At 64.3% G+C, this 21,315-nt stretch carries 17 protein-coding genes; 7 read left to right on the top strand and 10 right to left on the bottom strand.

The window, feature by feature from the left end:
• Positions 1-7: 7 nt before the first annotated feature.
• From I6F37_RS31200 to I6F37_RS31185, 4 genes are all read right to left on the bottom strand, one after another.
• Entirely contained in the window at positions 8-2,041 is a 2,034-nt protein-coding gene (locus tag I6F37_RS31200) for an acyl CoA:acetate/3-ketoacid CoA transferase (protein ID WP_225153641.1), read from the bottom strand.
• Positions 2,042-2,286: 245 nt separating this feature from the next.
• A complete protein-coding gene (locus I6F37_RS31195; RefSeq protein WP_225153639.1) occupies positions 2,287-3,729 on the bottom strand; it encodes a sigma-54-dependent Fis family transcriptional regulator in 1,443 nt (480 codons plus the stop codon).
• A 272-nt stretch (positions 3,730-4,001) separates the two neighbouring features.
• The gene (locus I6F37_RS31190; protein ID WP_225153637.1) at positions 4,002-5,738 is read right to left on the bottom strand and encodes a bifunctional diguanylate cyclase/phosphodiesterase; all 1,737 of its coding nucleotides are present in this window, start codon (positions 5,736-5,738) and stop codon (positions 4,002-4,004) included.
• Between the two features lie 432 nt (positions 5,739-6,170).
• Positions 6,171-7,136: a sensor histidine kinase gene (locus tag I6F37_RS31185; RefSeq protein WP_225153635.1), complete on the bottom strand. Its 966-nt coding sequence runs from the start codon at positions 7,134-7,136 to the stop codon at positions 6,171-6,173.
• 179 nt (positions 7,137-7,315) lie between these two features.
• Between I6F37_RS31185 and I6F37_RS31180 the strand changes: the two genes are divergently transcribed.
• Positions 7,316-8,155, top strand: a complete 840-nt coding sequence (locus I6F37_RS31180; RefSeq protein ID WP_036002369.1) for an SDR family NAD(P)-dependent oxidoreductase — start codon at positions 7,316-7,318, stop codon at positions 8,153-8,155.
• Between the two features lie 128 nt (positions 8,156-8,283).
• On the opposite strand, the gene I6F37_RS31175 is transcribed toward I6F37_RS31180, so the two are convergent.
• Positions 8,284-9,660, bottom strand: a complete 1,377-nt coding sequence (locus I6F37_RS31175) for a cytochrome P450 (protein WP_225153634.1) — start codon at positions 9,658-9,660, stop codon at positions 8,284-8,286.
• Between the two features lie 262 nt (positions 9,661-9,922).
• Positions 9,923-11,158 carry an LLM class flavin-dependent oxidoreductase gene (locus I6F37_RS31170; RefSeq protein WP_109142075.1) on the bottom strand — a complete coding sequence of 412 codons (1,236 nt, stop codon included), beginning with the start codon at positions 11,156-11,158 and terminating at the stop codon, positions 9,923-9,925.
• A 472-nt stretch (positions 11,159-11,630) separates the two neighbouring features.
• Here I6F37_RS31170 and I6F37_RS31165 point away from each other — a divergent pair, with 472 nt between their 5' ends.
• The gene (locus I6F37_RS31165; RefSeq protein WP_225153632.1) at positions 11,631-12,830 is read left to right on the top strand and encodes a PHB depolymerase family esterase; all 1,200 of its coding nucleotides are present in this window, start codon (positions 11,631-11,633) and stop codon (positions 12,828-12,830) included.
• A 212-nt stretch (positions 12,831-13,042) separates the two neighbouring features.
• Here I6F37_RS31165 and I6F37_RS31160 read toward each other — a convergent pair whose 3' ends face one another.
• The gene (locus I6F37_RS31160) at positions 13,043-13,345 is read right to left on the bottom strand and encodes a hypothetical protein (RefSeq protein WP_225130141.1); all 303 of its coding nucleotides are present in this window, start codon (positions 13,343-13,345) and stop codon (positions 13,043-13,045) included.
• Positions 13,346-13,540: 195 nt separating this feature from the next.
• Here I6F37_RS31160 and I6F37_RS31155 point away from each other — a divergent pair, with 195 nt between their 5' ends.
• Positions 13,541-13,909, top strand: a complete 369-nt coding sequence (locus tag I6F37_RS31155) for a helix-turn-helix domain-containing protein (RefSeq protein ID WP_036038584.1) — start codon at positions 13,541-13,543, stop codon at positions 13,907-13,909.
• Positions 13,910-13,911: 2 nt separating this feature from the next.
• Here I6F37_RS31155 and I6F37_RS31150 read toward each other — a convergent pair whose 3' ends face one another.
• A complete protein-coding gene (locus I6F37_RS31150) occupies positions 13,912-14,604 on the bottom strand; it encodes an MBL fold metallo-hydrolase (protein ID WP_225130139.1) in 693 nt (230 codons plus the stop codon).
• Positions 14,605-14,765: 161 nt separating this feature from the next.
• On the opposite strand from I6F37_RS31150, the gene I6F37_RS31145 reads away from it, so the two are divergent.
• Together I6F37_RS31145 and I6F37_RS31140 are read left to right on the top strand one after the other, a co-directional pair.
• Entirely contained in the window at positions 14,766-16,367 is a 1,602-nt protein-coding gene (locus tag I6F37_RS31145; RefSeq protein WP_225153630.1) for an alpha-amylase family glycosyl hydrolase, read from the top strand.
• 200 nt (positions 16,368-16,567) lie between these two features.
• Positions 16,568-17,056: an MmcB family DNA repair protein gene (locus I6F37_RS31140; protein WP_225153628.1), complete on the top strand. Its 489-nt coding sequence runs from the start codon at positions 16,568-16,570 to the stop codon at positions 17,054-17,056.
• A 207-nt stretch (positions 17,057-17,263) separates the two neighbouring features.
• Here I6F37_RS31140 and I6F37_RS31135 read toward each other — a convergent pair whose 3' ends face one another.
• Both I6F37_RS31135 and I6F37_RS31130 read right to left on the bottom strand, forming a co-directional pair.
• Complete coding sequence (locus tag I6F37_RS31135; RefSeq protein WP_036002403.1) at positions 17,264-17,818, bottom strand: ActR/PrrA/RegA family redox response regulator transcription factor; 555 nt, start codon at positions 17,816-17,818, stop codon at positions 17,264-17,266.
• Between the two features lie 102 nt (positions 17,819-17,920).
• A complete protein-coding gene (locus I6F37_RS31130; protein ID WP_109142077.1) occupies positions 17,921-19,243 on the bottom strand; it encodes an ActS/PrrB/RegB family redox-sensitive histidine kinase in 1,323 nt (440 codons plus the stop codon).
• 119 nt (positions 19,244-19,362) lie between these two features.
• On the opposite strand from I6F37_RS31130, the gene I6F37_RS31125 reads away from it, so the two are divergent.
• The gene (locus tag I6F37_RS31125; RefSeq protein WP_036002341.1) at positions 19,363-20,166 is read left to right on the top strand and encodes an ABC transporter ATP-binding protein; all 804 of its coding nucleotides are present in this window, start codon (positions 19,363-19,365) and stop codon (positions 20,164-20,166) included.
• A 211-nt stretch (positions 20,167-20,377) separates the two neighbouring features.
• A complete protein-coding gene (locus I6F37_RS31120) occupies positions 20,378-21,196 on the top strand; it encodes an ABC transporter permease (protein ID WP_036002338.1) in 819 nt (272 codons plus the stop codon).
• Positions 21,197-21,315: the final 119 nt, after the last annotated feature.

Below are 21,315 nucleotides of genomic sequence, written 5' to 3'. Positions count from 1 at the left end.
GCATGCATCATTTTTGAGCCTGGCTCGCATTGCGCGCCGCGCCGGCCTCGACCTGGCGCCAGTCCGACTGCGCTTCCTCCGCGCTCTCGAAGATGTGCGGCGCGACGCCGCGCTTCTCCAGGGCTTCGCCGAGCTTGATGCGCAGGAAACCCGACGTGGTGTAGCGCGACACGCCGGAATAGAAGCGGTCGACGAGGCTGCGCACCATGGCCGAATAATCGTCCATCAGTTCCGGCAGGATAGAAAAATTGTCATAATTGACGATGGCGTAGACGCGGCGTCCGAGCGGCGCCAGGCGGGCCTCGACGATGGCGGCGATGGTGTCGATCTCCGCCTTGCTGCGCAGCGGATAGCGCTCGAGATTGACGAAGAACAGGTTCTGCTGCTCGTCCAGCGTGAAGCGCTGGTCGAGCGGGATGGTGAGCAGGCGCTCGCGCAGATCCATCAGGCCGTCGCCGAAGATGCGCGCGTCCATCAGGGCGGGGTCGCGCGGGATCAGCGGCTTGAAGTCCATCAGGCGCAGGATGTCGCGCTCGATCTCGATGCCGGGCGCGACCTCGACGAGCTCGAGCCCGTCCTCCCGGAGCTCGAACACGCAGCGCTCGGTGACGTAAAGGGTGCGTTGCTTGCGTGCGGCGGCAAACGGGCCGCTGAAGGTGACGTGCTCGACATTCTCGACGAATTTGCGCGACGTGGCCTCGTCCAGGATGACGAGCTTGCCGTCCTTTACCGCGATGCGTTGCTTGCCCGCACCGAACGTGCCGACGAAGATCACTTCCTTGGCGTTCTGGCTGATGTTGATGAAGCCGCCAGCGCCTGCGAGCTTCGGCCCGAACTTGCTGACATTGAGGTTGCCGGTGCGGTCGACTTGGGCAAGCCCAAGGAAGGCGGCGTCCAAACCGCCGCCGTCGTAGAAGTCGAACTGGTAGGGCTGGTCGATCACCGCCTGCGTGTTGATCGCCGCGCCGAAATCGATGCCGCTCGCCGGGATGCCGCCGATCACGCCCGGCTCCGCCGTCAGCGTGATGAGGTCGATGATCCGCTCTTCATTGGCGACCGAGGCGATCCCCTCGGGCATGCCGATGCCGAGATTGACGACGCTGTTGGCCTTCAGCTCCAGCGCCGCGCGCCGGGCGATGATCTTGCGCTCGCTGATCGGCATCACCGGCAGCGAGGCGGCGCGGACCCGGATCTCGCTCGAGAAGGCCGGATTGTATTGCGTGCCGAAAGTCTGCCAGTGGTTCTCGGGCCTCGACACCACGACGCAGTCGACCAGGATGCCGGGAATCTTGACCTGGCGCGGATTGAGGCTGCCGGCCTCGGCGACGCGCTCGACCTGGGCGATGACGATGCCGCCGGAATTATGCGCCGCCATGGCGATGGCGAGCGCCTCCAGCGTCAGGGCCTCCTTCTCCATGGTGAGATTGCCGTCGGGATCGCCGGTGGTGGCGCGGATGATCCCGACATCGATCGGGAAGGTCTTGTAGAGCAGGCACTCCTCGCCGCGCAGCGTGATCAGCTCCACCAGGTCCTCGGTGGTGCGTGCGTTCAGCTTGCCGCCGCCGTGCCGGGGGTCGACGAAGGTGCCCATGCCGACACGGGTGATGTGGCCGGGCCGGTGCGCGGCGATGTCGCGGAACAGGTGCGTGATGACGCCCTGCGGCAGGTTATAGGCCTCGATCTGATTCGCAATCGCGAGCTGCTGCAGTTTCGGCGCAAGGCCCCAATGCCCGCCGATCACGCGCCGCACCAGGCCTTCATGTCCGAAATGATTGAGGCCGCGCTGCTTGCCGTCGCCCTGACCGGCCGCATAGACCAGCGTCAGATTGCGCGGCTTGCCTTGCGTATAGGGCGCATCGCCCTCATGGGACAGATAGAGCTCCTCCAGTGCGATGGCGATCTCCTCGGCAAAGCCGATGCCGACGAAGCCGCCGGTCGCCACCGTGTCGCCGTCGCGGATCAGCATGACGGCTTCATTCGCCGAGACGACCTTGCCCTTCTCGGAGTTGCGCAAGTAAGGCAGAGCTGGATGATGGCTCACGGCGTTCCTCCCGCTCCCTGGACCGTAGGCCTTGTTGTGCTTGATCTTATCGCGAAGCGCTGCCCCGGAACAGGTTGCTCCTCGCGAAGGAAAGACGGCAAAGCGGAGAGCAAGGTCCGCGCCAGATCCCGCAGCTTCGCGCAAGACCGCTGAAATCTGCGGCAATTGCCTGCAATTCGCCTCGGAAGAGCAGCCGGGTGCGGTGTCCGGAATCCGAGACTCCGGACAGTCCGGTGTCTCGAAACTCAGACGGGCGCCGATCCCGAGGCGAGGCCGAATTTCGCGAGCTTCTTGTAGAAGGTCGCGCGCGAGATCCGCAGCATCCGGGCGGCCTCGGTGATCTGGCCGTTGCTGGCGGCGAGCGCCTGTTCGAGCGTGTGCTTCTCGAACTCGGCCTCGGCCTCGGCATAGGGCACCACCAATCCGGCCGGGCGCTCGGCCGGTGCGAGCCTGACCTCGGTGCCGATGGGGAGGATGCGGGCGACATCCTCGCCGGTCAGCCGCCCGGAATCGCTGAGGATCAGCGCGCGCTCGAGGATGTTGCGGAGCTCGCGGACATTGCCCGGCCAATCGTAGCGGGCGAGCGCGGCGAGCGCGCTCGGCGTGATCTTCGCCTTGACGTAGTCGCCCGACGCGCTGATGTCGTCGAGCAGCCGGGCGCAAATGTCGGGGAGATCGTCGAGGCAGTGGCGCAGCGGCGGCAGGTCGACTGAAAGCACGTTGAGCCGGTAGTAGAGATCGGCGCGAAATGCGCCGTCGCTGACACGCTTGCGCAGGTCCACATTGGTCGCGGCGATGACGCGGACGTCGACCCTGGTGATCTTGTCCGAGCCGAGCGGCTCGATCTCGCGCTCCTGCAGCACGCGCAGCAGCTTGGCCTGCAATTGCAGCGGCATCTCGCCGATCTCGTCGAGGAACAGCGTGCCGCCGTCGGCAATGCGGAACTTGCCCTCGCGTCCCCGTCGGTCGGCACCGGTATAGGCGCCCGGCGCAGTGCCGAAGAACTCCGACTCGATCAGCGTCTCCGGGATGGCGGCGACGTTGACGCTGACGAACGGCTTGTCGGCGCGCGAGGAGGCGTTGTGGATCGCCTGCGCCAGCATCTCCTTGCCCGTCCCGGTCTCGCCGGTGAGCAGGACCGTGACGCTCTGCCGCGCGGCTCGGCTGGCGAGCTCCTTGGCGTGAGCAATGGCAGGCGTCGTGCCGACGAAATCGGCGAAGGTGAAGCGCGCCGCGCGGGCGTTGGACAATTGCCGCCGAGCCAGCCGCAGATCGCTCTCGAGCTGGGCGACGCGGGCGAGCAGGGGCTTCAGGCTTTCGAGATGATCATAGAGCACGAAGCCGATCGCGCCGATCACCGTCCCGTTCTCGTCCTCGATCGGCATGCGGGTGACGACGAGCTGCTCGCCGCCGAGCTCCATGATGTCGAGCAGGATCGGCTCGCCGGTCTCGGCCACCTTCCGCATCAGGCTGTTCGGGATCACCTCCTCGATCGACCGGCCGATCGCCTCGCTGGCATGGTCGAGACCGAGCGCGGCAAGATATTTCTCGTTGACGTAGACGACGCGCCCGCCGCGATCGATCGCAATCGCGCCCTCGCAGAGCTTCTCCAGCCGCTCGAACAGCGTTTCCATCGCGCGCGCACGGAGATAGGCGGGATCGCTGATCGAGGAGGCGGCGGCAGGCATGAGATACCTCGGGGAGGTCCGCCCCGTGTATTAGCAAAAGTCCAGCGATTTCAAAGGGGGAAATGGCGCCAAAGGAGGAATGGGCGCTGAACCCAGCTCAGCAATCGCTGTCGTCCCGGGGCGCGCAAAGCGCGAGCCCGGGACCCATAACCACAGGGCGCAGTTGCTGCGCGACGCTCCCACTCCGAGTCTTCGCTAAATTGCTCCCTTTGGGTATGGGTCCCGGGCTCGCTTCGCGCCCCGGGACGACAGCGGTATGTGTCGTGCCGCCCCTACCGCCGGTACCCGCTCGCCCGCGAATAGCCCTGGCGGTGCTGTTGCGCCGGGCGGCTTGCCACGCTGACCCGCGCCTCGCTCGAGGAGGGCGTTGCGAGCTTCAGCTCCTCCAGGAAGATCGGCCGGGAGAAATAATAGCCCTGCGCGTAGCGGATCTTGGTCGCCGCCTGCAGATAGGCCAGCTCCTCGTAGGTTTCGAGGCCTTCGGCGATCACCGTCATGCCGAGCGCCTCGCTCAAGGATTCGATCGCGCGCAGGATACCCTGGCTGCGCGGACGATTATGAATGTCGGTGATGAAGGAGCGGTCGATCTTGATCTCGTCGGCGGTGATGTCGGCCAGCGCCGAGAGCGAGGAATAGCCGGTGCCGAAATCGTCGATGGAGACGCCGACGCCGAGCTTGCGGAACATCGGCAGGATCTCGTCCTGAAAATGATTCTTGGCGACGAAAGCATCTTCCGTCACCTCGATCATGAACCGCTGCGGAAAGCCGGTCTCCTCCAGCGCCTGCGCAAAGCTGCGCATGAATTCGGGATTGCCGGCCTGCTTGGCGGCAACGTTGATGCTGATGGTCGCTTCCGGGCCGAACGTGTCGTTGATCAGGTCGATCGACTTGACGATCTCGGCGAGCACGAGATGGGTCAGCTCGTCGATCAGGCCGAGCTCGCCGGCAAGATTGATGAACGAGCCGGGCGCCTGGATCACGCCTTCGTCGTCGCGCAGGCGCACCAAGGCCTCGATGCCCTTCACGGCCTGCGTGCGGATGTCGACCTTGGACTGGAAGGCGCAGCAGAAGCGCTTTTCCAGGATGGCGAGCCGCAGCGACTGCTCGACCTTCATCCGCGCCTGCGCCTCGCGCTCCATGCTGGCATCGAAGAAGGCGGCCAGTCCCTTGCCGTTGTTCTTGATGCGGTACATCGCGATGTCCGCGTTCTGCCGCAGCGTCTCGAAGCTGCGTCCATGGTCGGGATAGAGGCTGATGCCGACCGAGGTCGAGGCGAACACTTCCGAATTGTCGATGAAGAACGGCGCGGTCAGCCGCTCCAGCGTCGATTGCATGAATTCGGCGACCTCCTCCTGGCTCTGGATCGGTGACAGCAGCAGCAGGAATTCGTCGCCCGAGATGCGCGAGAGCATGTCGGAATCGCGCAAGTCCCGTCCGAGCCGCTTCGCCAGCTCGACCAGCAGCGCATCGCCCACGGCGTGGCCGTAATAGTCGTTGATGTGCTTGAAATTGTCGACGTCGAGAAAGGCCAACGCAAAGCGTTCGCCGCCGTGGTCGTGCGCGAGCAGGGCATTGGCGCGGTGCTCGATCACGCGGCGCGAGGGCAGCCCGGTCAGCTCGTCGAAATAGGCCGAGCGGAACAGCTGGTCCTCGAAATTCTTCTGCTCGGTGATGTCGGAGGATGCCGAGATCAGCAGCTCGCGTCCGTCGAGACGAACGGGGCGATGGGTCGTGAGCAGCACCTTTCGCGCGGCGCCGACGTGAAGCGCTTCCTCGGTCACGACCGGCTGCCCGTCGCTCAGGGCCTGGCGGCAGGCCTCGCGCCGCGGCGTCAGATCGGGTGAAGGACGGCTGCCGTCCAGGCCGAGCTGCGCGGCGGCGGCATCGTTGACCAGCAGCAACTCGCCATGCGCGTCCTGCACGGTGAGGCCGGCCGGCAGCATTCTAACGATTTCCTTGAGAAAACCGAGCTCGGCTTCAGTCGCGCCGGAATATTGATTGTCGTTCATAGAAGTCATGAATCTTGTTGTTTCAGCGCGCCTTTGCAATGGGCGCGATCTTCCGCGGTTCCCTCTTAAGTTTGGTTAAGGGGTCAGGAGAAATACGGGGGTGTTTTGGAGAAAACTTGCGACGATCGGACGCGCGCTGGCGATCGTCATTAACGGAGCGTCAACGCGCTCGGCGAAACAGCGAAGTATCCGCGTGGGAGCGATTTCGCCTGCGGCCATCCTTCGAGACGCCCGCCGTGGGCGGGCCCTCAGGATGAGGGCCGGAGTGCGCTGCGCGATATCACCCGAGCACCGATGCCGCTTAGCCTCATCCTGAGGAGACCGCGAAGCGGTCGTCTCGAAGGACGAGGCGCTTGCTCAGGTCGCGCAAGTGCCACACGCGATTGCGCCACCGCGCGGGCAGCAAGGAGCACACCTTACATGTTGCGACGTCTACTCGCTTCGTGGAATTCGGCACTGCATGATGCAATGCAGCCCGGTTTTCAGATACGAGATCTCAGTTTTGCCGTCGAAAGCCGACAGCGCCGACTTCAAGAGCTTGGTGCCGAAGCCGGGCTCCGACACCTTGTCCACGCTCGGTCCTTCGGTTTCGTCCCAGGTGATCGTCAGGCGGTCGTCGGTGATGGTCCATGACACCTGCAACAGACCGCGCGGTGAGGAGAATGCGCCGTACTTGCCTGCATTGGTGGCAAGCTCGTGAAACATCAATGACAGCGTGACCGCGAGCTTGGGCGGCAGGAACAGCCGCTCGCCGTTGAGCGTGAAGCGGACATGGCCGTAAGGCCCGAGCTCGGAGATCAGAAGGTCGCGGATGTCGCAGCCGGCTTTGTCGATCCGCGAGATCAAATCATCGGTTGCGGCCAGCGAGCGCAGCCGCGGATCGACCCGGGCCCAGACCTGCGGCTGGTCGTGCAACACCTGGTGCACCACGGCATGCACCGTCGACAGCTTGTTCTTCAGCCGATGCTGGAGCTCCTCGACCAGCAGCTTGCGATAATCTTCTTCCTCGATCAGGCGTCTGGAAATTCGGCGCTGCTCGGCCAACATGGTGCGGTAGTGCTCGACACCCCAGATGGTGATCGCGCACACGGTCCAGTAAAGCGCCAGCAGGACAAACCGCGCGCGATCGGCAAACGCATCGCCGAAATTCAGCGCGACGCCGAGCACGCCGCCGACGAGCGCCGTCACGATGCCGATCCGGAATCCGCCCAGGGCCGCAGCAAAGAAGACGGCCGGGAAGTACGGCGTGAAATAGATGTCGGGACGAACCTGAGCGAGGCCCCAGCGGACCAGGGTTGCAGCCAACAGGCAGACCACCGCAAAGCCGATGCTCAGAGCGAGCGAGGGCGGCGCCGCACCCTGCCAGCTCTTGCGGAACTCCTCGATCAGCTTCCTCATGCACTGCCTGGTTGCGATAGGCGTTCGACGATCGAGCGGCCCGTGAGGATGTTACGCATGCCGCCCCTACAAGCATAGCTTGCCTTGTCGGAAGCGGGCAGGAATAGTGACCGCTGCGGCGACGGCGGCGGCCGGCATTCGCCATTTGGCATCAAATCACTCGAAAACAGGAACATTCCATGGGCAGGCTGGACGGCAAGGTTGCGGTGATCACGGGGGCGACGAGCGGCATCGGATTGCGCACTGCGGAAGTCTTCGTTGCCGAAGGTGCCAAAATTGTGATCGCAGGCCGGCGCGTACCGGAAGGCGAGGCACTGGCGAAGCAGCTCGGCGAAAGCTGCGTCTTCCGTCAGACCGACGTCACCGTCGAAGCGCAGATGCAGGCGCTGATCGCGCTCGCGGTCGACAAGTTCGGCAGGATCGATTGCCTGTTCAACAATGCCGGCGGGCCGGCACAGACCGGCGGCATCGAAGGCCTCGAGGTCGAGCGGTTCGATGCGGCGATGGCGACGCTGGTGCGCAGCGTCATGCTCGGCATGAAGCACGCCGCACCCTACATGAAGAAGCAGGGCGGCGGCAGCATCATCAACAATGGCAGCATTGCCGGCCGCCTCGCCGGCTTCTCGTCGTCGATGGTCTATGGCGCGGCCAAGGCGGCGGTGATCCATCTCACCAAATGCGTGGCGATGGAGCTCGGCGAATCCAATGTTCGCGTCAATTCGATCTCGCCCGGTGCGATCGCGACCGGCATCTTCGGCAAGGCGCTGGGGCTCTCGACCGATGCCGCCGAGAAGACGCCGGCGGTGATGCGCGAAGTCTACAAGACCGCGCAGCCGATCCCCCGCGCGGGTCTTCCTGAAGATATCGCCCAGGCCGCAGTGTTCCTGGCCAGCGACGAATCCAGCTTCATCAACGGCCACGACCTCGTCGTCGACGGCGCCATGACCGGCGGCCGCAACTGGAGTCAACAGCAGCAGGGCTATGTGGCCTTGCGCAAGGCGTTCGATCAGGGGGCGTAGCAGCTCCGGCGATGGTGCCGTAGGGTGGGCAAAGGCGCGCCCTTCGCGCGCCGTGCCCACCATCGATGTTTGCACCCGGAGAAACGTGGTGGGCACGCTTCGCTTTGCCCACCCTACGAGATCGGCGCCTAAACCGCCTTCACCGTCACCCGCAGCCCGTCCCGCGGCTTCGGGATCGGCCACATCTGCCAGTCGGGCTTGTAGCCTGGCGCGAGCGACACTTCGATATTCTCCAGGAAATGCCGCGCGAAACATTTCGCCTGCATGTAGGCGAAGTGCAGGCCGAGGCACATATGCGCGCCGCCGCCGAACGGCACGAAGGCGAAACGGTGACGGCCACGCTGTGCGTCCTCGGTGAAGCGCATGGGATCGAAACGGTCCGGCTCCGGCCAGATCTCCTTCATGTGGTGGGTATAGAGCGGGTTGATGCCGATCGCCGTGCCGGCGGGAATCGCAAAACCCTTGAAGCTGAAATCGCGCATCGCGCGGCGCGGCATCGACGGCACCGGCGGCTTGAGCCGCAGCGCTTCCTTGAACGCCATCTCGGTCAGCGGCATCTTCTCGAGATCGTCGAAGCTGGTCGGCGCGCCGGAGGCGAGGCCGAGCGCGAGCACCTCCGCGCGCAGCCGGTCCTGCCAGTCCGGATTGGCGGCGAGCTCGCCGATGAAGGAGGTCAGCGACGAGGTCAGCGTGTCGTGCGCGGCCATCATCAGGAAGCTCATATGGTCGATGATGTCCTGGTCCGACAGCAGCGCGCCGTTCTCATGGGTGGCGCGGCAAAGCTGCGAGAACAGATCGTCGCCGCCGTGATTGCCGCGCCGCAGCGGAATCTGCTCGCGGAAATAGGCGATGATGCGCTTGCGTCCCTTCACCCCTCGCGCCATCTGGGTGCCGGGCAGGGGGCGGCGGATCGGGGTGACGGCGGCGGCCACCATGTCGACGAAGGCGCGGTTGATCTCATCGACCTCGGGCCCGATATCGGCGCCGAGGAACGAGGCCGCGGCGAGATCCAGCGTAAGCTGTTTCATCGCCGGATAAAGCTGCATCTCGCCCGGCTTCGCCTTCCACTGCGCGACGCGCGCGGAAATGCCCCGGTCGAGATCGCCGAGATAGGACTTCATCGGCCCGGACTTGAACGCGACCGAGAGCGCCTTGCGATGCAGGCGATGCTCCTCGAAATCGAGCAGCATCAATCCGCGCGGAAACAACAGCCCCAGCACCTTGTCCCAGCCATGGGTCGAGGAGAACAGCTTCTGCTGGTCGAACAGGACAAGCTCGTTGGCCTCGGGCCCGAGCAGCACGACGTTGGTCTCGCCGAAAAAGTGCGTGCGGTAGACCAGACCGTATTTGGCGCCGTTCGCCTCGATATGGCCCTTGGGATCGGCGAGCACCTGAAAGGTCTTGCCGATGATCGGCCAGCCTTCGTCACCGGGAATGTGGGTCAGCTCGTTGCGCCTGGGCGGAGTGAACGGAAGCGCAGGGGCGGCCACATTCTGCATCGACATGACGATTGCTCCGGTTCGCTGGCCCCGCAAACATAGCACGATCCGGCCGCGATGAGCTGCGGTCGTCTTGCGCACAAAATCGTCACTTCCACCGCCGTCGTCCCCGCGGAGGCGGGGACCCATAACCACAGGGAGGAGTTTTGGTGCGAGGCTGGTAGCTCCGAGTCTTCGTAAATCCGCATCCTGTGGTTATGGGTCCTCAGATGCGCAATTGCGCATCATAGCTCGCGCTGCGCGCGCCCCGGGACGACGAGTGGAGTGCCTAACGCTTCGCCGCTTCCTTCTGCAGATCCGGCGCGTTGACGGCGGGGATGGCGACGCGGCCGGGGCCTGTCACCTTGAGCGCCTCGGCGGCCTTCTCATTTTCCATGATCTTGGCCATCACCGCCTGGCCCGCGCGCTCGAAGATCGCGCGGTTCTCGATCACGAATTTTTGCGACCTGCGCAGCCCGTCGATATAGCCGTTGATCTCGGGCACAACGTAGCGCGCCACCATGTCCCAGCTCCGGCGGGTGTTTTCCGGATTGGCCCAGTCGTGCACGAAGCCGATGATGGCGCCGACGCCGCCGGAGACCTGCATCACGTTCTTGATGGTCTTGACGAGATCGTCGGGCGTGCCGATGGTGGACGCGGCCCCCTCGACGAAGGCGGTCTTGTCGACGGCCTCGTCGGGCGAGGAGAACGCGGTGAGGCCCGGCCGCTGCAGCGTTCCGACATTATATTCGTTGTGCCAGCGCATCAGCCCGGCGCCGGCCTCGCGGCGGGCTTGTTCGCGCGTCTCGGCGATGTGCCAGGTCAGGAGCACGCGCCAGTCGGCGCGACGCACCGTGGTTCCGTGCTTCTTGGCGGCATCCTCGGCGAACTGCCATTGCTGCTGCAGCGACATCAGGCCCTGGGTCGTCATCGAGCCCAGCGAGATGATGCCGATGCCGTATTTGCCGGCGAGCGTCATGCCGGAGGGCGAGATCTGCGAAGCTACCACGAACGGCATCTCCTCCTGCAGGGGCAGGATCTGCAGCGCGGCGTCGTTCATCGTGAACCAGTCGCTTTTGGCGGTGACGCGCTCGCCGTTGAAAAGGCGGCGGATGATGCCGATCGCCTCGTCCTGGCGGTCGCGCTGCGTCATCGGATCGATGCCGAGCGTGTGCGCATCGGAGGCGAGCGCGCCCGGGCCGGAGCCGAAGATGGCACGGCCGCCGGTCATGTGGTCGAGCTGCACCATGCGCTGGGCGACGTTGAAGGGATGGTGATAGGGCAGCGACACAACGCCGGTGCCGAGCTTGATCCGCTTGGTGCGCTCGCCGGCCGCGGCCAGGAACATCTCGGGCGAGGCGATCATCTCCCAGCCCGAGGAATGATGCTCGCCGCACCAGAACTCGTCATAGCCGAGCGCATCCAGCTGCTCGACCAGGTCGAGATCGCGCCGGAACTGCAGCATCGGATGCTCCCCGATCGGGTGATGCGGGGCAAGAAAGGCTCCGAACTTCAGGCGCGCCATGGCGGTCTCTCCGGCTGAATTTTCTGTTTGTTGGTCGTGTCAGGCTACGTGCCTGACGGCACGAACGCAATCACGCGATGTCGCGCGCGGTGGAATGCAGGCATGCGCGGTGGCAAGCGAGACGTTGCGTAGTCCTCGCCCGCTTCGCGCTTCATCACGATAACGACACGCAGCGCGACTGGGCGGGTCCCTTCATTCGCGTTCGACACCTCCGCGAAGCCTCACAATCAGCGCGCGCAGAATTCCTCGCCTCGCTCTTGTCATTTGTGACATTCGTCATGATGGGCGCCGCATTTCCGGCGCGGATACGCCGCGCATCGGCACGAGATTGCGACGTTGCGGTTAATACGTGCGGATTCTTGCGAATTTTCAGCCAATTTCCCGAGATTGACAGCGCACGGTCTTTTTATTTTGCGCCGCAGCAACTATCTGGTTGGGCTGGACGTTGAACGTCGCCCACCAGGAACTTGCCGTGTCGTTAGCCAGAAACATCGATCTGTTGAGACGTCTGCCCCGGCTGGACGGACTGCGCTTCGCCGAGCCCGGCCGCGGTGCAGATGGATCGAGCCCGCTGCAGGAGGTCACTGGCTTTGGCGACAATCCCGGCGCCTTGCGCATGTTCGCGTTCGTGCCGGCGCAATTGCAGCGGCCGCGCGCGCTCGTCGTCGTGCTGCATGGCTGCGGGCAAACGGCGGCCGCTTACGATCTCGGCGCGGGCTGGTCGACGCTCGCGCAACATTACGGCTTTGCGCTGTTGATGCCCGAGCAGCAGCGCATCAACAATGCCAACACCTGCTTCAACTGGTTCAATCCGGAGGACACCGCGCGGGACAGCGGCGAGCCGGGTTCGATCCGCGCGATGATCGCGCATATGGTGAAGACGCATCGCATCGATCCCAGGCGCGTCTTCATCACCGGCCTATCGGCCGGCGGCGGCATGACCTCGGTGATGCTCGCGACCTATCCGGAAGTCTTCGCGGCCGGCGCGATCATTGCCGGGCTGCCTTACGGCATCGCCTCGAACTTGCGCGAGGCGCTCGACGGCATGTTTCATTCCCCGGCGCGCCCTTCGCGCGAGCTCGGCGATCTCGTGCGCAGCGCCTCCGATCATCGCGGGCCCTGGCCGAGGGTCTCGGTGTGGCACGGCAGCGCCGACCGCACCGTCAATCCCGGCAATGCCAACGAGATCGTCAAGCAGTGGCTCGACCTGCATGGCCTGCCCGAACTGCCGATGGCCGAGACCAATGTCGACGGCTATCCGCGCCAGGCCTGGTGGGACAAGTACGGCGAGACGCTGGTCGAGTCCTATGCCATCACCGACATGGCGCACGGCACGCCGCTGGGGCTCGCCGACAACGATCAGCGCTACGGCATCGAAGGCGCCTTCCTGATCGAGGCCGGCATCTCCTCGTCCTACCACATCGCGAAGTTCTTCGGCCTCACCGGCTGGATTGCGGACGCCGCGACGACGAAGGCGGAAGCCAAATCCACGACGAAGCCCGCGACGAAGCCTGCCGCGAAACCGGCGCTCTCGCCCGCGCCGCATCTCGCCCGCTCGATCCGCACCGCGGTCGCCGCGGAGCCGGCCGAGCCGCAGGGCGAGAAGGTGCGCGGCTTCGACCTCGGCCAGATCATCACGCGCGCGCTCACGGCCGCGGGATTGATGAAGTAGCCTCGCTGTCGTCCCGGACAAGCGCGCCTGAAGCGCGTGCCGATCCGGGACCCATAGCCACAGGACAAAGTTGGGCACGAAGAGGTGACTCCGAGTCCCCGTAACCACATCTCCCTGTGGTTATGGATCCCGGATCGGCGCGCGCTTCAGGCGCGCTTGTCCGGGACGACAGCGAAGTTGTAGCGGCGGCTTCAATTCAGCTCCGCGAAAAGCTACCCCGTCTGATCGATCACCTCGACCGGTGTCACGCTGATCTCGCCGCCCGCGACCTTCCGCGTCACCTCCTGGTAGTGCTTGAAGAAGTCCCGCGATTGCAGCGTTTTCTGCGCAGCATCGTCGGCGACGCTGGCGAAGTGGAGATAGCTGCCGTCGTCGCGATGCTTCAGGCAACGATAACCGATCCTCCCCTTCAGCTCCGCATCGGCGTCGATCGCCCTGATGAAGCGGCCGATCTCGCGGTGCCACTCCTCCGTCGTGCCGTTCTTGAACGCGTATCTGATCATGAAGTGCTTCATGTGACGCTCCCTGTTCGTCTTGTGCGTCATCATCTGCGCGCTTGATACGATCCCGCAAGTATGGACAAAATTGATAGTATGGACTTTTTCGCCGTTGCTCCTATCCTCATCGCATAGCGTTTTCGAGCGAAGTGGATACCGGTTCGCGTAAAGAAAACGCGTCAAAACAAGAATCTTCCACATGGAGGAAACGACATGGCGAAGACGTCTCCCGCGCGCACCTGTCCGGTCGCGGCGTTTCAGAAGATGATCAGCGGCAAATACAAGCTGCGCATCGTCTGGGACCTCAAGGACGGCCCGCGCCGCTACGGCGAGATCAGAAGCGGCTTGCTGCGCGGCGCATCAGGCAGCGCCGAGATCACCCCGCGCGTGCTCAGCCGCGAATTGAAGGCGTTGACGATGAGCGGCCTGATCGACCGCAAGGATTTCGGCGAGGTGCCGCCGAAGGTCGAGTACCGCCTGACGCGCAAGGGCAAGAGCTTCGTCCCCGTCGTTGCCGCAATCCGCGAGTGGGGCGAGCGCAATCTCGGTGAGGCGACGGCACTCGCGGACGCCGCTGAATAAGCCTACATCTCGCCGGTGATGAACGGATTGGTCATCCGTTCCTGGCCGATGCTCGAGCCGGCGCCGTGGCCGCAGATGAAGCCGACATCGTCGCCGAGCGGCAGCAATTTCGTCTTGATCGAACTGATCAGCGTGGCGTGACTGCCGCCGGGCAGGTCGGTGCGTCCGACCGAGCCGGCGAACAGGACGTCGCCGACATGGGCAAACCGCAGATCCTTGTTGAAGAATACCACGCTGCCGGGCGAATGACCCGGACAATGCAGGATATCGAACTGCAAGCCGCCGATCGACACGCTGTCGCCCTCGTCGAGCCAGCGGTCGGGCGTGAAATCGCGTCCTCCCGTCATGCCGAAGCGCGCGCCGCTCGCCACGACGTTGTCGAGCAGGAACTTGTCCGCGACATGCGGTCCCTCGATCGGCACCGTCAGCGCATCGCGCAGCTCGGCCGCGCCGCCGACATGGTCGATATGGCCGTGGGTCAGCCAGATCTTCTCCACCGTGACGCCGGTCTGCTTGATCGCATCCAGGATCTTCGGCACGTCGCCGCCGGGATCGATCACCACGGCCTTCTTGGAAGGCTCGTCCCAGATGATGGTGCAGTTCTGCTCGAACAGCGTCACGGGAACGATGATCGCGCCCGCCTTGGCTTGCCGGGATTCTCGCCGGGATTCTTGGGTGTCGTTTTGCTCGGTCATGGCCTCACAATGCCGATTTTTGCCGGGCCGCCAAGCAAAAGATTCGGGCCCGCGCCAGGGAACAACCGTCACACGGCCGTCCCAATTGGCCTGCCAATTTGAACCGGGGCGTTGCTGTCGCGTTCTCCCGCGCAAGGCGTCAGATTTGGGTGGTCTTCGGCATGGCTCACGACAACGAGAATTGGTGGCGCGACGGCATCTTCTATCAGATCTATCCGCGCTCGTTTCAGGACTCGGACGGTGACGGCGTCGGCGATCTCGCCGGCATCCTCAAGAGGCTGCCTTACGTCAAATCGCTCGGCGTCGATGCGATCTGGCTGTCGCCGATCTTTCCCTCGCCGATGGCCGATTTCGGCTACGACATCTCGGACTATGTCGGCATCGAGCCGCTGTTCGGCACGATGGCCGATTTCGACGCGTTGCTCGCGGCCGCCCACGACAATGGCCTGAAGCTGATCCTCGATCTCGTGCCGAACCACACCTCCGACCTGCATCCCTGGTTCACCGAGAGCCGGTCCTCGCGCGACAATCCCAAGCGCGACTGGTACATCTGGCGCGATCCGGCGCCAGGCGGCGGCGTTCCGAACAATTGGTTGTCCGAGTTCGGCGGCAGCGCGTGGGCTTTCGACGAGATCACGGGGCAATATTACTACCACGCCTTCCTCGCCCAGCAGCCGGATCTCAACTGGCGCAATCCGGACGTCCGCAAAGCGATCTACGACGTGATGCGGTTCTGGCTCGACAAGGGCGTCGACGGCTTTCGCGTCGACGTGATCTGGCACCTGATCAAGGACGCCGAATTCCGCGACAATCCGGCCAATCCGCACTACGTCGAGGGCCGTCCGCCGAACGAAAAAATCCTCACGCAATATTCCACCGACCAGCCGGAGGTGCATGACGTTATCGCCGAGATGCGGCGCGTCACCGATTCCTATGGCGCGCGCGTCTTGATCGGCGAAATCTATCTGCCGCTGCACCGGCTCGTGGCCTATTACGGCAACGATCTCACCGGCGCGCAGATGCCGTTCAACTTCGCGCTGCTCTCGACGTTCTGGAGCGCCCGCTCGATCGAAAAGATCATCGAGGATTACGAAAAGGCATTGCCGCGCGGCGCCTGGCCGAACTGGGTGCTCGGCAATCACGATCGTCCGCGCGTCGCGAGCCGCGTCGGGCCCGAGCAGGCCCGCGTCGCGGCCATGCTGCTGCTGACGCTGCGCGGCACGCCGACGCTTTACTACGGTGACGAGATCGGCATGCACCAGCTCGCGATCGCGCCGGAGGACGTGCGCGATCCCTTCGAGAAGAACGTCCCCGGCATCGGTGTCGGCCGCGACGGCTGCCGCACGCCGATGCAATGGGATTCCTCGAACTTCGCAGGTTTTTCGCAAGCAAGGCCGTGGCTGCCGCTGCCGGAGGATCACATCCGCGAGAATGTCGCCAATCTCGAAGCCGATCCGCGTTCGATCCTCAATCTCTACAAGCGCCTGATCGGCTTGCGGAAGAGCTGCCCCCCGCTGGTCACGGGCGATTATCATCCGATCGCCGCGCAAGGCGATCTGCTGATCTATCGCCGCGCGGCCGGCGGCAAGGCCGTGATCGTCGCGCTCAATCTCGGCCCCGATCCGGTCGCGGTGACCAGCAGCGCGATCCGTTTCGGCAGCAGCATCCTGCTGTCGACGTTCCTGGATCGCGAAGGTGAGGAGATCGAAGGCGTGCTGGACCTGCGCGGCAACGAGGGCGTGGTGGTGGCGGCGCCCGCCTAACTGTCGTCCCGGGGCGCGACGAAGTCGCGAGCTATGATGCGCAATTGCGCATCTGAGGACCCATAACCACAGGAAGAAGTTTTGCGACGACTCGGAGTTGCCCGCTTTGCCCCACACGTCTCCCTGTGGTTATGGATTCCGGGCTCGCGCTGCGCGCGTCCCGGAATGACGGGCGGGATGGAATCGGCTATTCTCCCGCCATGGACAACACCGCCCGCATCACACTCGTGCCGCCGCCGGATCGTCGCCAGTCGGAGACGGCGCTGGCGATCGCGCGCGGCACCGCGCGTCTGTTGCGCTCGCTCGGCTTCTCCTGCATCAGCGAATTGCCGCTGCCGTCGGGCCGGCGCGCCGATCTCGTCGCGCTGAACGAGCGCGGCGAGATCTGGATCGTCGAGATCAAGTCGTCGGTGGAGGATCTGCGTGCCGATCAGAAATGGCACGAATACCGCGCCCATTGCGACCGGCTGTTCTTCGCCTTCACGCAGGATCTGCCCTGCGAGATCTTCCCCGGTGACACCGGCTTGATCGTCGCCGACGCCTACGGCGCGCACCTGCATTGCGAGGCACCGGAGCACAAGCTCGCCGCCGCCACCCGCAAGCAGATAACGGTGCGGTTCGCGATGGCGGCGGCCTTGCGGATCAATCGCCTGGTCGATCCGCAGGGCCACGCGGATTTCTGGGAGTAGGCTGACTTCGTAGCCCGGATGGAGCGCAGCGCAATCCGGGACAATTGCAGCCCGTCGCGCCAATCCCGGATTACGCTGCGCTCCATCCGGGCTACGCAGTGTCGTAGGGTGGGCAAAGCGAAGCGTGCCCACCAATTAAAATTAATCAGGATCGAAATAGAGAACGTGGGCACGGCGCTTCGCGCCTTTGCCTACCCTACGAGACCGCTACCTCGGCGCGCGCTTCGCCAGGATCCGCTGCAAGGTACGCCGATGCATGTTGAGCCGGCGCGCCGTTTCCGAGACGTTGCGGTTGCACATCTCGTAGATGCGTTGGATGTGCTCCCAGCGGACGCGGTCGGCCGACATCGGGTTGGCCGGCAGCTCGGATTTGTCCGTGTTGGTCGACAGCAGTGCGGCGACGACGTCGTCGGCATCCGCGGGCTTGGAGAGATAATCGATCGCGCCCATCTTCACTGCGGTCACCGCAGTGGCGATGTTGCCGTAGCCGGTCAGCACGATCGCGCGCGCATCCGGCCGCTTCTTCTTGAGCGCCGAGACCACGTCGAGGCCGTTGCCGTCGCCGAGCCGCAGATCCACCACCGCGAACGCCGGCGCCGATTTGCCGATCTGCGCAAGCCCGTCCGAGACCGTGTCGCATGATGTCACCGAAAAGCCGCGGCTCTCCATGGCCCGTGACAAACGCTCCAGAAATGGCTTGTCGTCTTCAACGATGAGCAGCGAGCGGTCGGTCTGTTCGTTCAGGTCGGCAATGGCGTTCAAGGTTGTTTCCTCTCTCCAGCGCATCGACATATGGCGTCGCAATCGCGCGGTGCCAAGGCGGCAAATGGTCGACCCGCCCCGTTGTGCGACGCAAGGTCGCGGCTATCCTATTGTTTCTTCGAGCGTCTCGATAGCCTCAAAACGCTGTCTCGGCCATGTGATCTGAACCACCGCACCATGGTCCGGAAAGATTCGGTTGGTAAACGAGACCTTCGCGCCGGTGCGCTCCAGCAAGGTGCGCGCGATGAAGACGCCGAGGCCGAGGCCGCGCCGTTCGCCGCCACCATCATCCTGGGGGCGTCGCCGCGACAGATAGGGCTCGCCGATCCGGTTGAGGATATCGGGTGGAATGCCCGGTCCGTCGTCGGAGATCACGAGCTCGATATGGTCCTGGTTCCACCAGGCGTTCACCTCGACGGTGGTGCGGGCGAAATCGACCGCATTCTCGACGATGTTGCCGATGCCGTAGAGGATGGCGGGATTGCGCGAGCCGACCGGCTCCGCCGCCGCGGCCACCGCGATCCGCACCTTGATCTCGACGCCGAAATCGCGATGCGGCGCCACCACCTCCTCGATCAGCTCCGACAGCTTCATGTGGTCGAACGGCGCGCCGGTGGGGGAAAGCTGGGTGATCTTGCTGAGGATGTCGCGGCAGCGCTGGGTCTGCTCGCGCAAGGTCTTCAGGTCGGCGGCGATGCTTGGCTCCTTCACCGTCTTTTCCAGCTCGCGCGAGATCAGGAAGATCGTCGCGAGCGGCGTGCCGAGCTCGTGTGCGGCCGCGGCGGCAAGACCGTCGAGCTGGGTCAGGTGCTGCTCGCGCGTCAGCACCAGTTCGGTTGCGGCCAGCGCGTCCGCAAGCTTGCGCGCCTCCTCGGTCACCTGGAACGAGTAGAGGCTGGTGACGCCGATCGCGAGCGCAATCGAAAGCCAGACCCCGACGAGATAGACCGGCGGCAGCACCAGGGGATCCTCGGAATCCCACGGCAGCGGAAAATGGAAGAAGAACAGGACCGACGCGCAGGCCACCGCGAGCAGGCCGAGGCCGAAGGTGAAACGGGCCGGCAGCGCCGTGGCCGAGATCAGCACGGGTGCGAGGAACAGGAACGAGAACGGGTTCTGCAGTCCGCCGGTGAAGAACAACAGACCGGCCAGCTCGACGATGTTCAGCGCGAGCAGGCCGGCCGCCTGCATCGGCTCCAGCCGCTGCATCGGATTGGCTGCGGTCTGGAGTGCGAGGTTGAGCGCCGCCGAGAGCGCGATGATGCTGACGCAGGGAATGATCTCGACGTTGAACTCCAGCCCCTGGGCCACGATGAAGATCGCGGCGAGTTGCCCCAGCACCGCCAGCCAGCGCAGCCGCAGGATCGTGTCCAGCCGGATATGCCGCTGCGCGTGATGGAAGTCGGAATCGGCAATTTTGGTCATATCGGCCAATGTGGCGGCGCCTTCCAAGGTCACGGACGCCGGGCTGACGGAACCGCCCGGTGAGGAGCCCTTACATCGAGCCTTGCGCTCGCCGATGCAATAGCAGAAGAACGGCCAGCATGACCGAGAATGGCAAGGCTTCAAGTCGGCCGACTGTCGCGGATCGAGATTCGTCCGCGGCAATTGCCGTCGATCACCTCGTCAAGGTCTACAAGCAGACCCGCGCCGTCGACGACATCTCCTTCTCGCTGCCGTGCGGCAGCATCACCGGGCTGCTCGGCGGCAACGGCGCCGGCAAGACCACGACCATCGCGATGATCATGGGCTTGGTGCTGCCGACCTCCGGCCGCGTGCAGGTGCTCGGTCACGAGATGCCGGACGAGAGTGCGTCCGTGCTGGGGCGGATGAATTTCGAAAGCCCCTATGTCGACATGCCGATGCGGCTCACGGTGCGGCAGAACCTCACCGTGTTCGGCAAGCTCTATGCGGTGAAGAACCTCGCTGACCGCATTGCCAGGCTCGCCGCCGATCTCGACCTCGGCGATTTCATCGACCGCGCCAACGGCAAGCTCTCCGCCGGGCAGAAGACCCGCGTTGCGCTGGCAAAGGCGCTGATCAACCAGCCGGAGCTGCTCTTGCTGGACGAGCCGACCGCCTCGCTCGACCCTGATACCGCCGATTGGGTGCGGGCGCATCTGGAGCGGTATCGCCGGGACAACAACGCCACCATTCTCCTCGCCTCGCACAACATGCTCGAGGTCGAGCGGCTCTGCGACCGCGTCATCATCATGAAGCGCGGCCGCATCGAGGACGACGACACGCCCGCGGCGATCATGGCCCGCTACAACCGCACCACGCTGGAGGAGGTGTTTCTGGACGTCGCCCGCGGCAGGGCAAACGGCGCGAAGGAGGCGGTGCGGTGAGGGAGAGCTGTAATCGTAACTTCAATGGAGCGACGTCATTCCGGGGCGCGCGGAGCGCGAGCCCGGAATCCATAACTACAGGCGGCAGCTGTGAGGCGAGACTGGTAAATCCGAGTCTTCGCCAAATTCAATCCTGTGATTATGGATCCCGGGTTCGCGACTACGTCGCGCCCCGGGATGACACTTTCCATCCCGGCCACGGGGTACGGCCATGACCGAGCTCTCCCTCCACCGCGGCATCTCGCTCCACCGCATCGGCGCGATGATCCTGCGCTATTGGTATCTGCTGCTGTCGTCCTGGCCGCGGCTGCTCGAGCTGCTCTATTGGCCGGCGCTGCAGGTCATCACCTGGGGCTTTCTCCAGTATTACATCGCCGAGAACGCCAATTTCTTCGCGCGCGCCGGCGGCACGCTGATCGGCGCCGTCATCCTCTGGGACATCCTGTTCCGCGGCCAGCTCGGCTTCTCCATCTCGTTCCTGGAGGAGATGTGGGCGCGCAACCTCGGCAATCTCATGATGAGCCCCTTGAGGCCGATCGAGTTTCTGTTGGCGCTCATGGTCATGAGCCTGATCCGGCTTGCGATCGGCATCATTCCGATGACCCTGCTCGCGCTGTTCCTGTTTCACTTCAACATCTATGCCCTCGGCCTGCCCCTGATCGCGTTCTTCTGCAATCTGATCTTCACCAGTTGGTCCGTCGGCATCTTCGTCTCCGGCCTCGTGGTGCGTAACGGCCTCGGCGCCGAGAGCATCGTCTGGACGTTGATGTTCGCAATCCTGCCGCTTGCTTGCGTCTACTATCCCGTCAGCGTGTTGCCGGTCTGGCTGCAATACGTCGCCTGGGCGTTGCCGCCGACCTATGCCTTCGAGGGAATGCGCGCGCTGCTGATCGAGCAGACCTTTAGGAGCGATCTGATGATGGAGGCGTTGCTCATCAACGCCGTCCTTTTGGTTGCATCTTTTGGGGCATTCCTTGCCCTTTTGCGCAGCGCAAAGCGGCACGGCTCGCTGCTGTCGGGCGGTGAATAAAGTCACTTTCCCGTGGATTCACGCTGATTTGGCGGTTTTCGGCACGTAGATGTACGGAACCATGCATTGACGCAATATTACGCATTCGGCAGTATGCTGCGATGCGAAGAGGAATATGA

It is taken from the genome of Bradyrhizobium sp. NBAIM08 (assembly GCF_020193935.1).
GTDB classification, from domain to species: Bacteria; Pseudomonadota; Alphaproteobacteria; order Rhizobiales; family Xanthobacteraceae; genus Bradyrhizobium; species Bradyrhizobium yuanmingense.
This window is presented reverse-complemented; position numbering and strand designations above follow the sequence as displayed.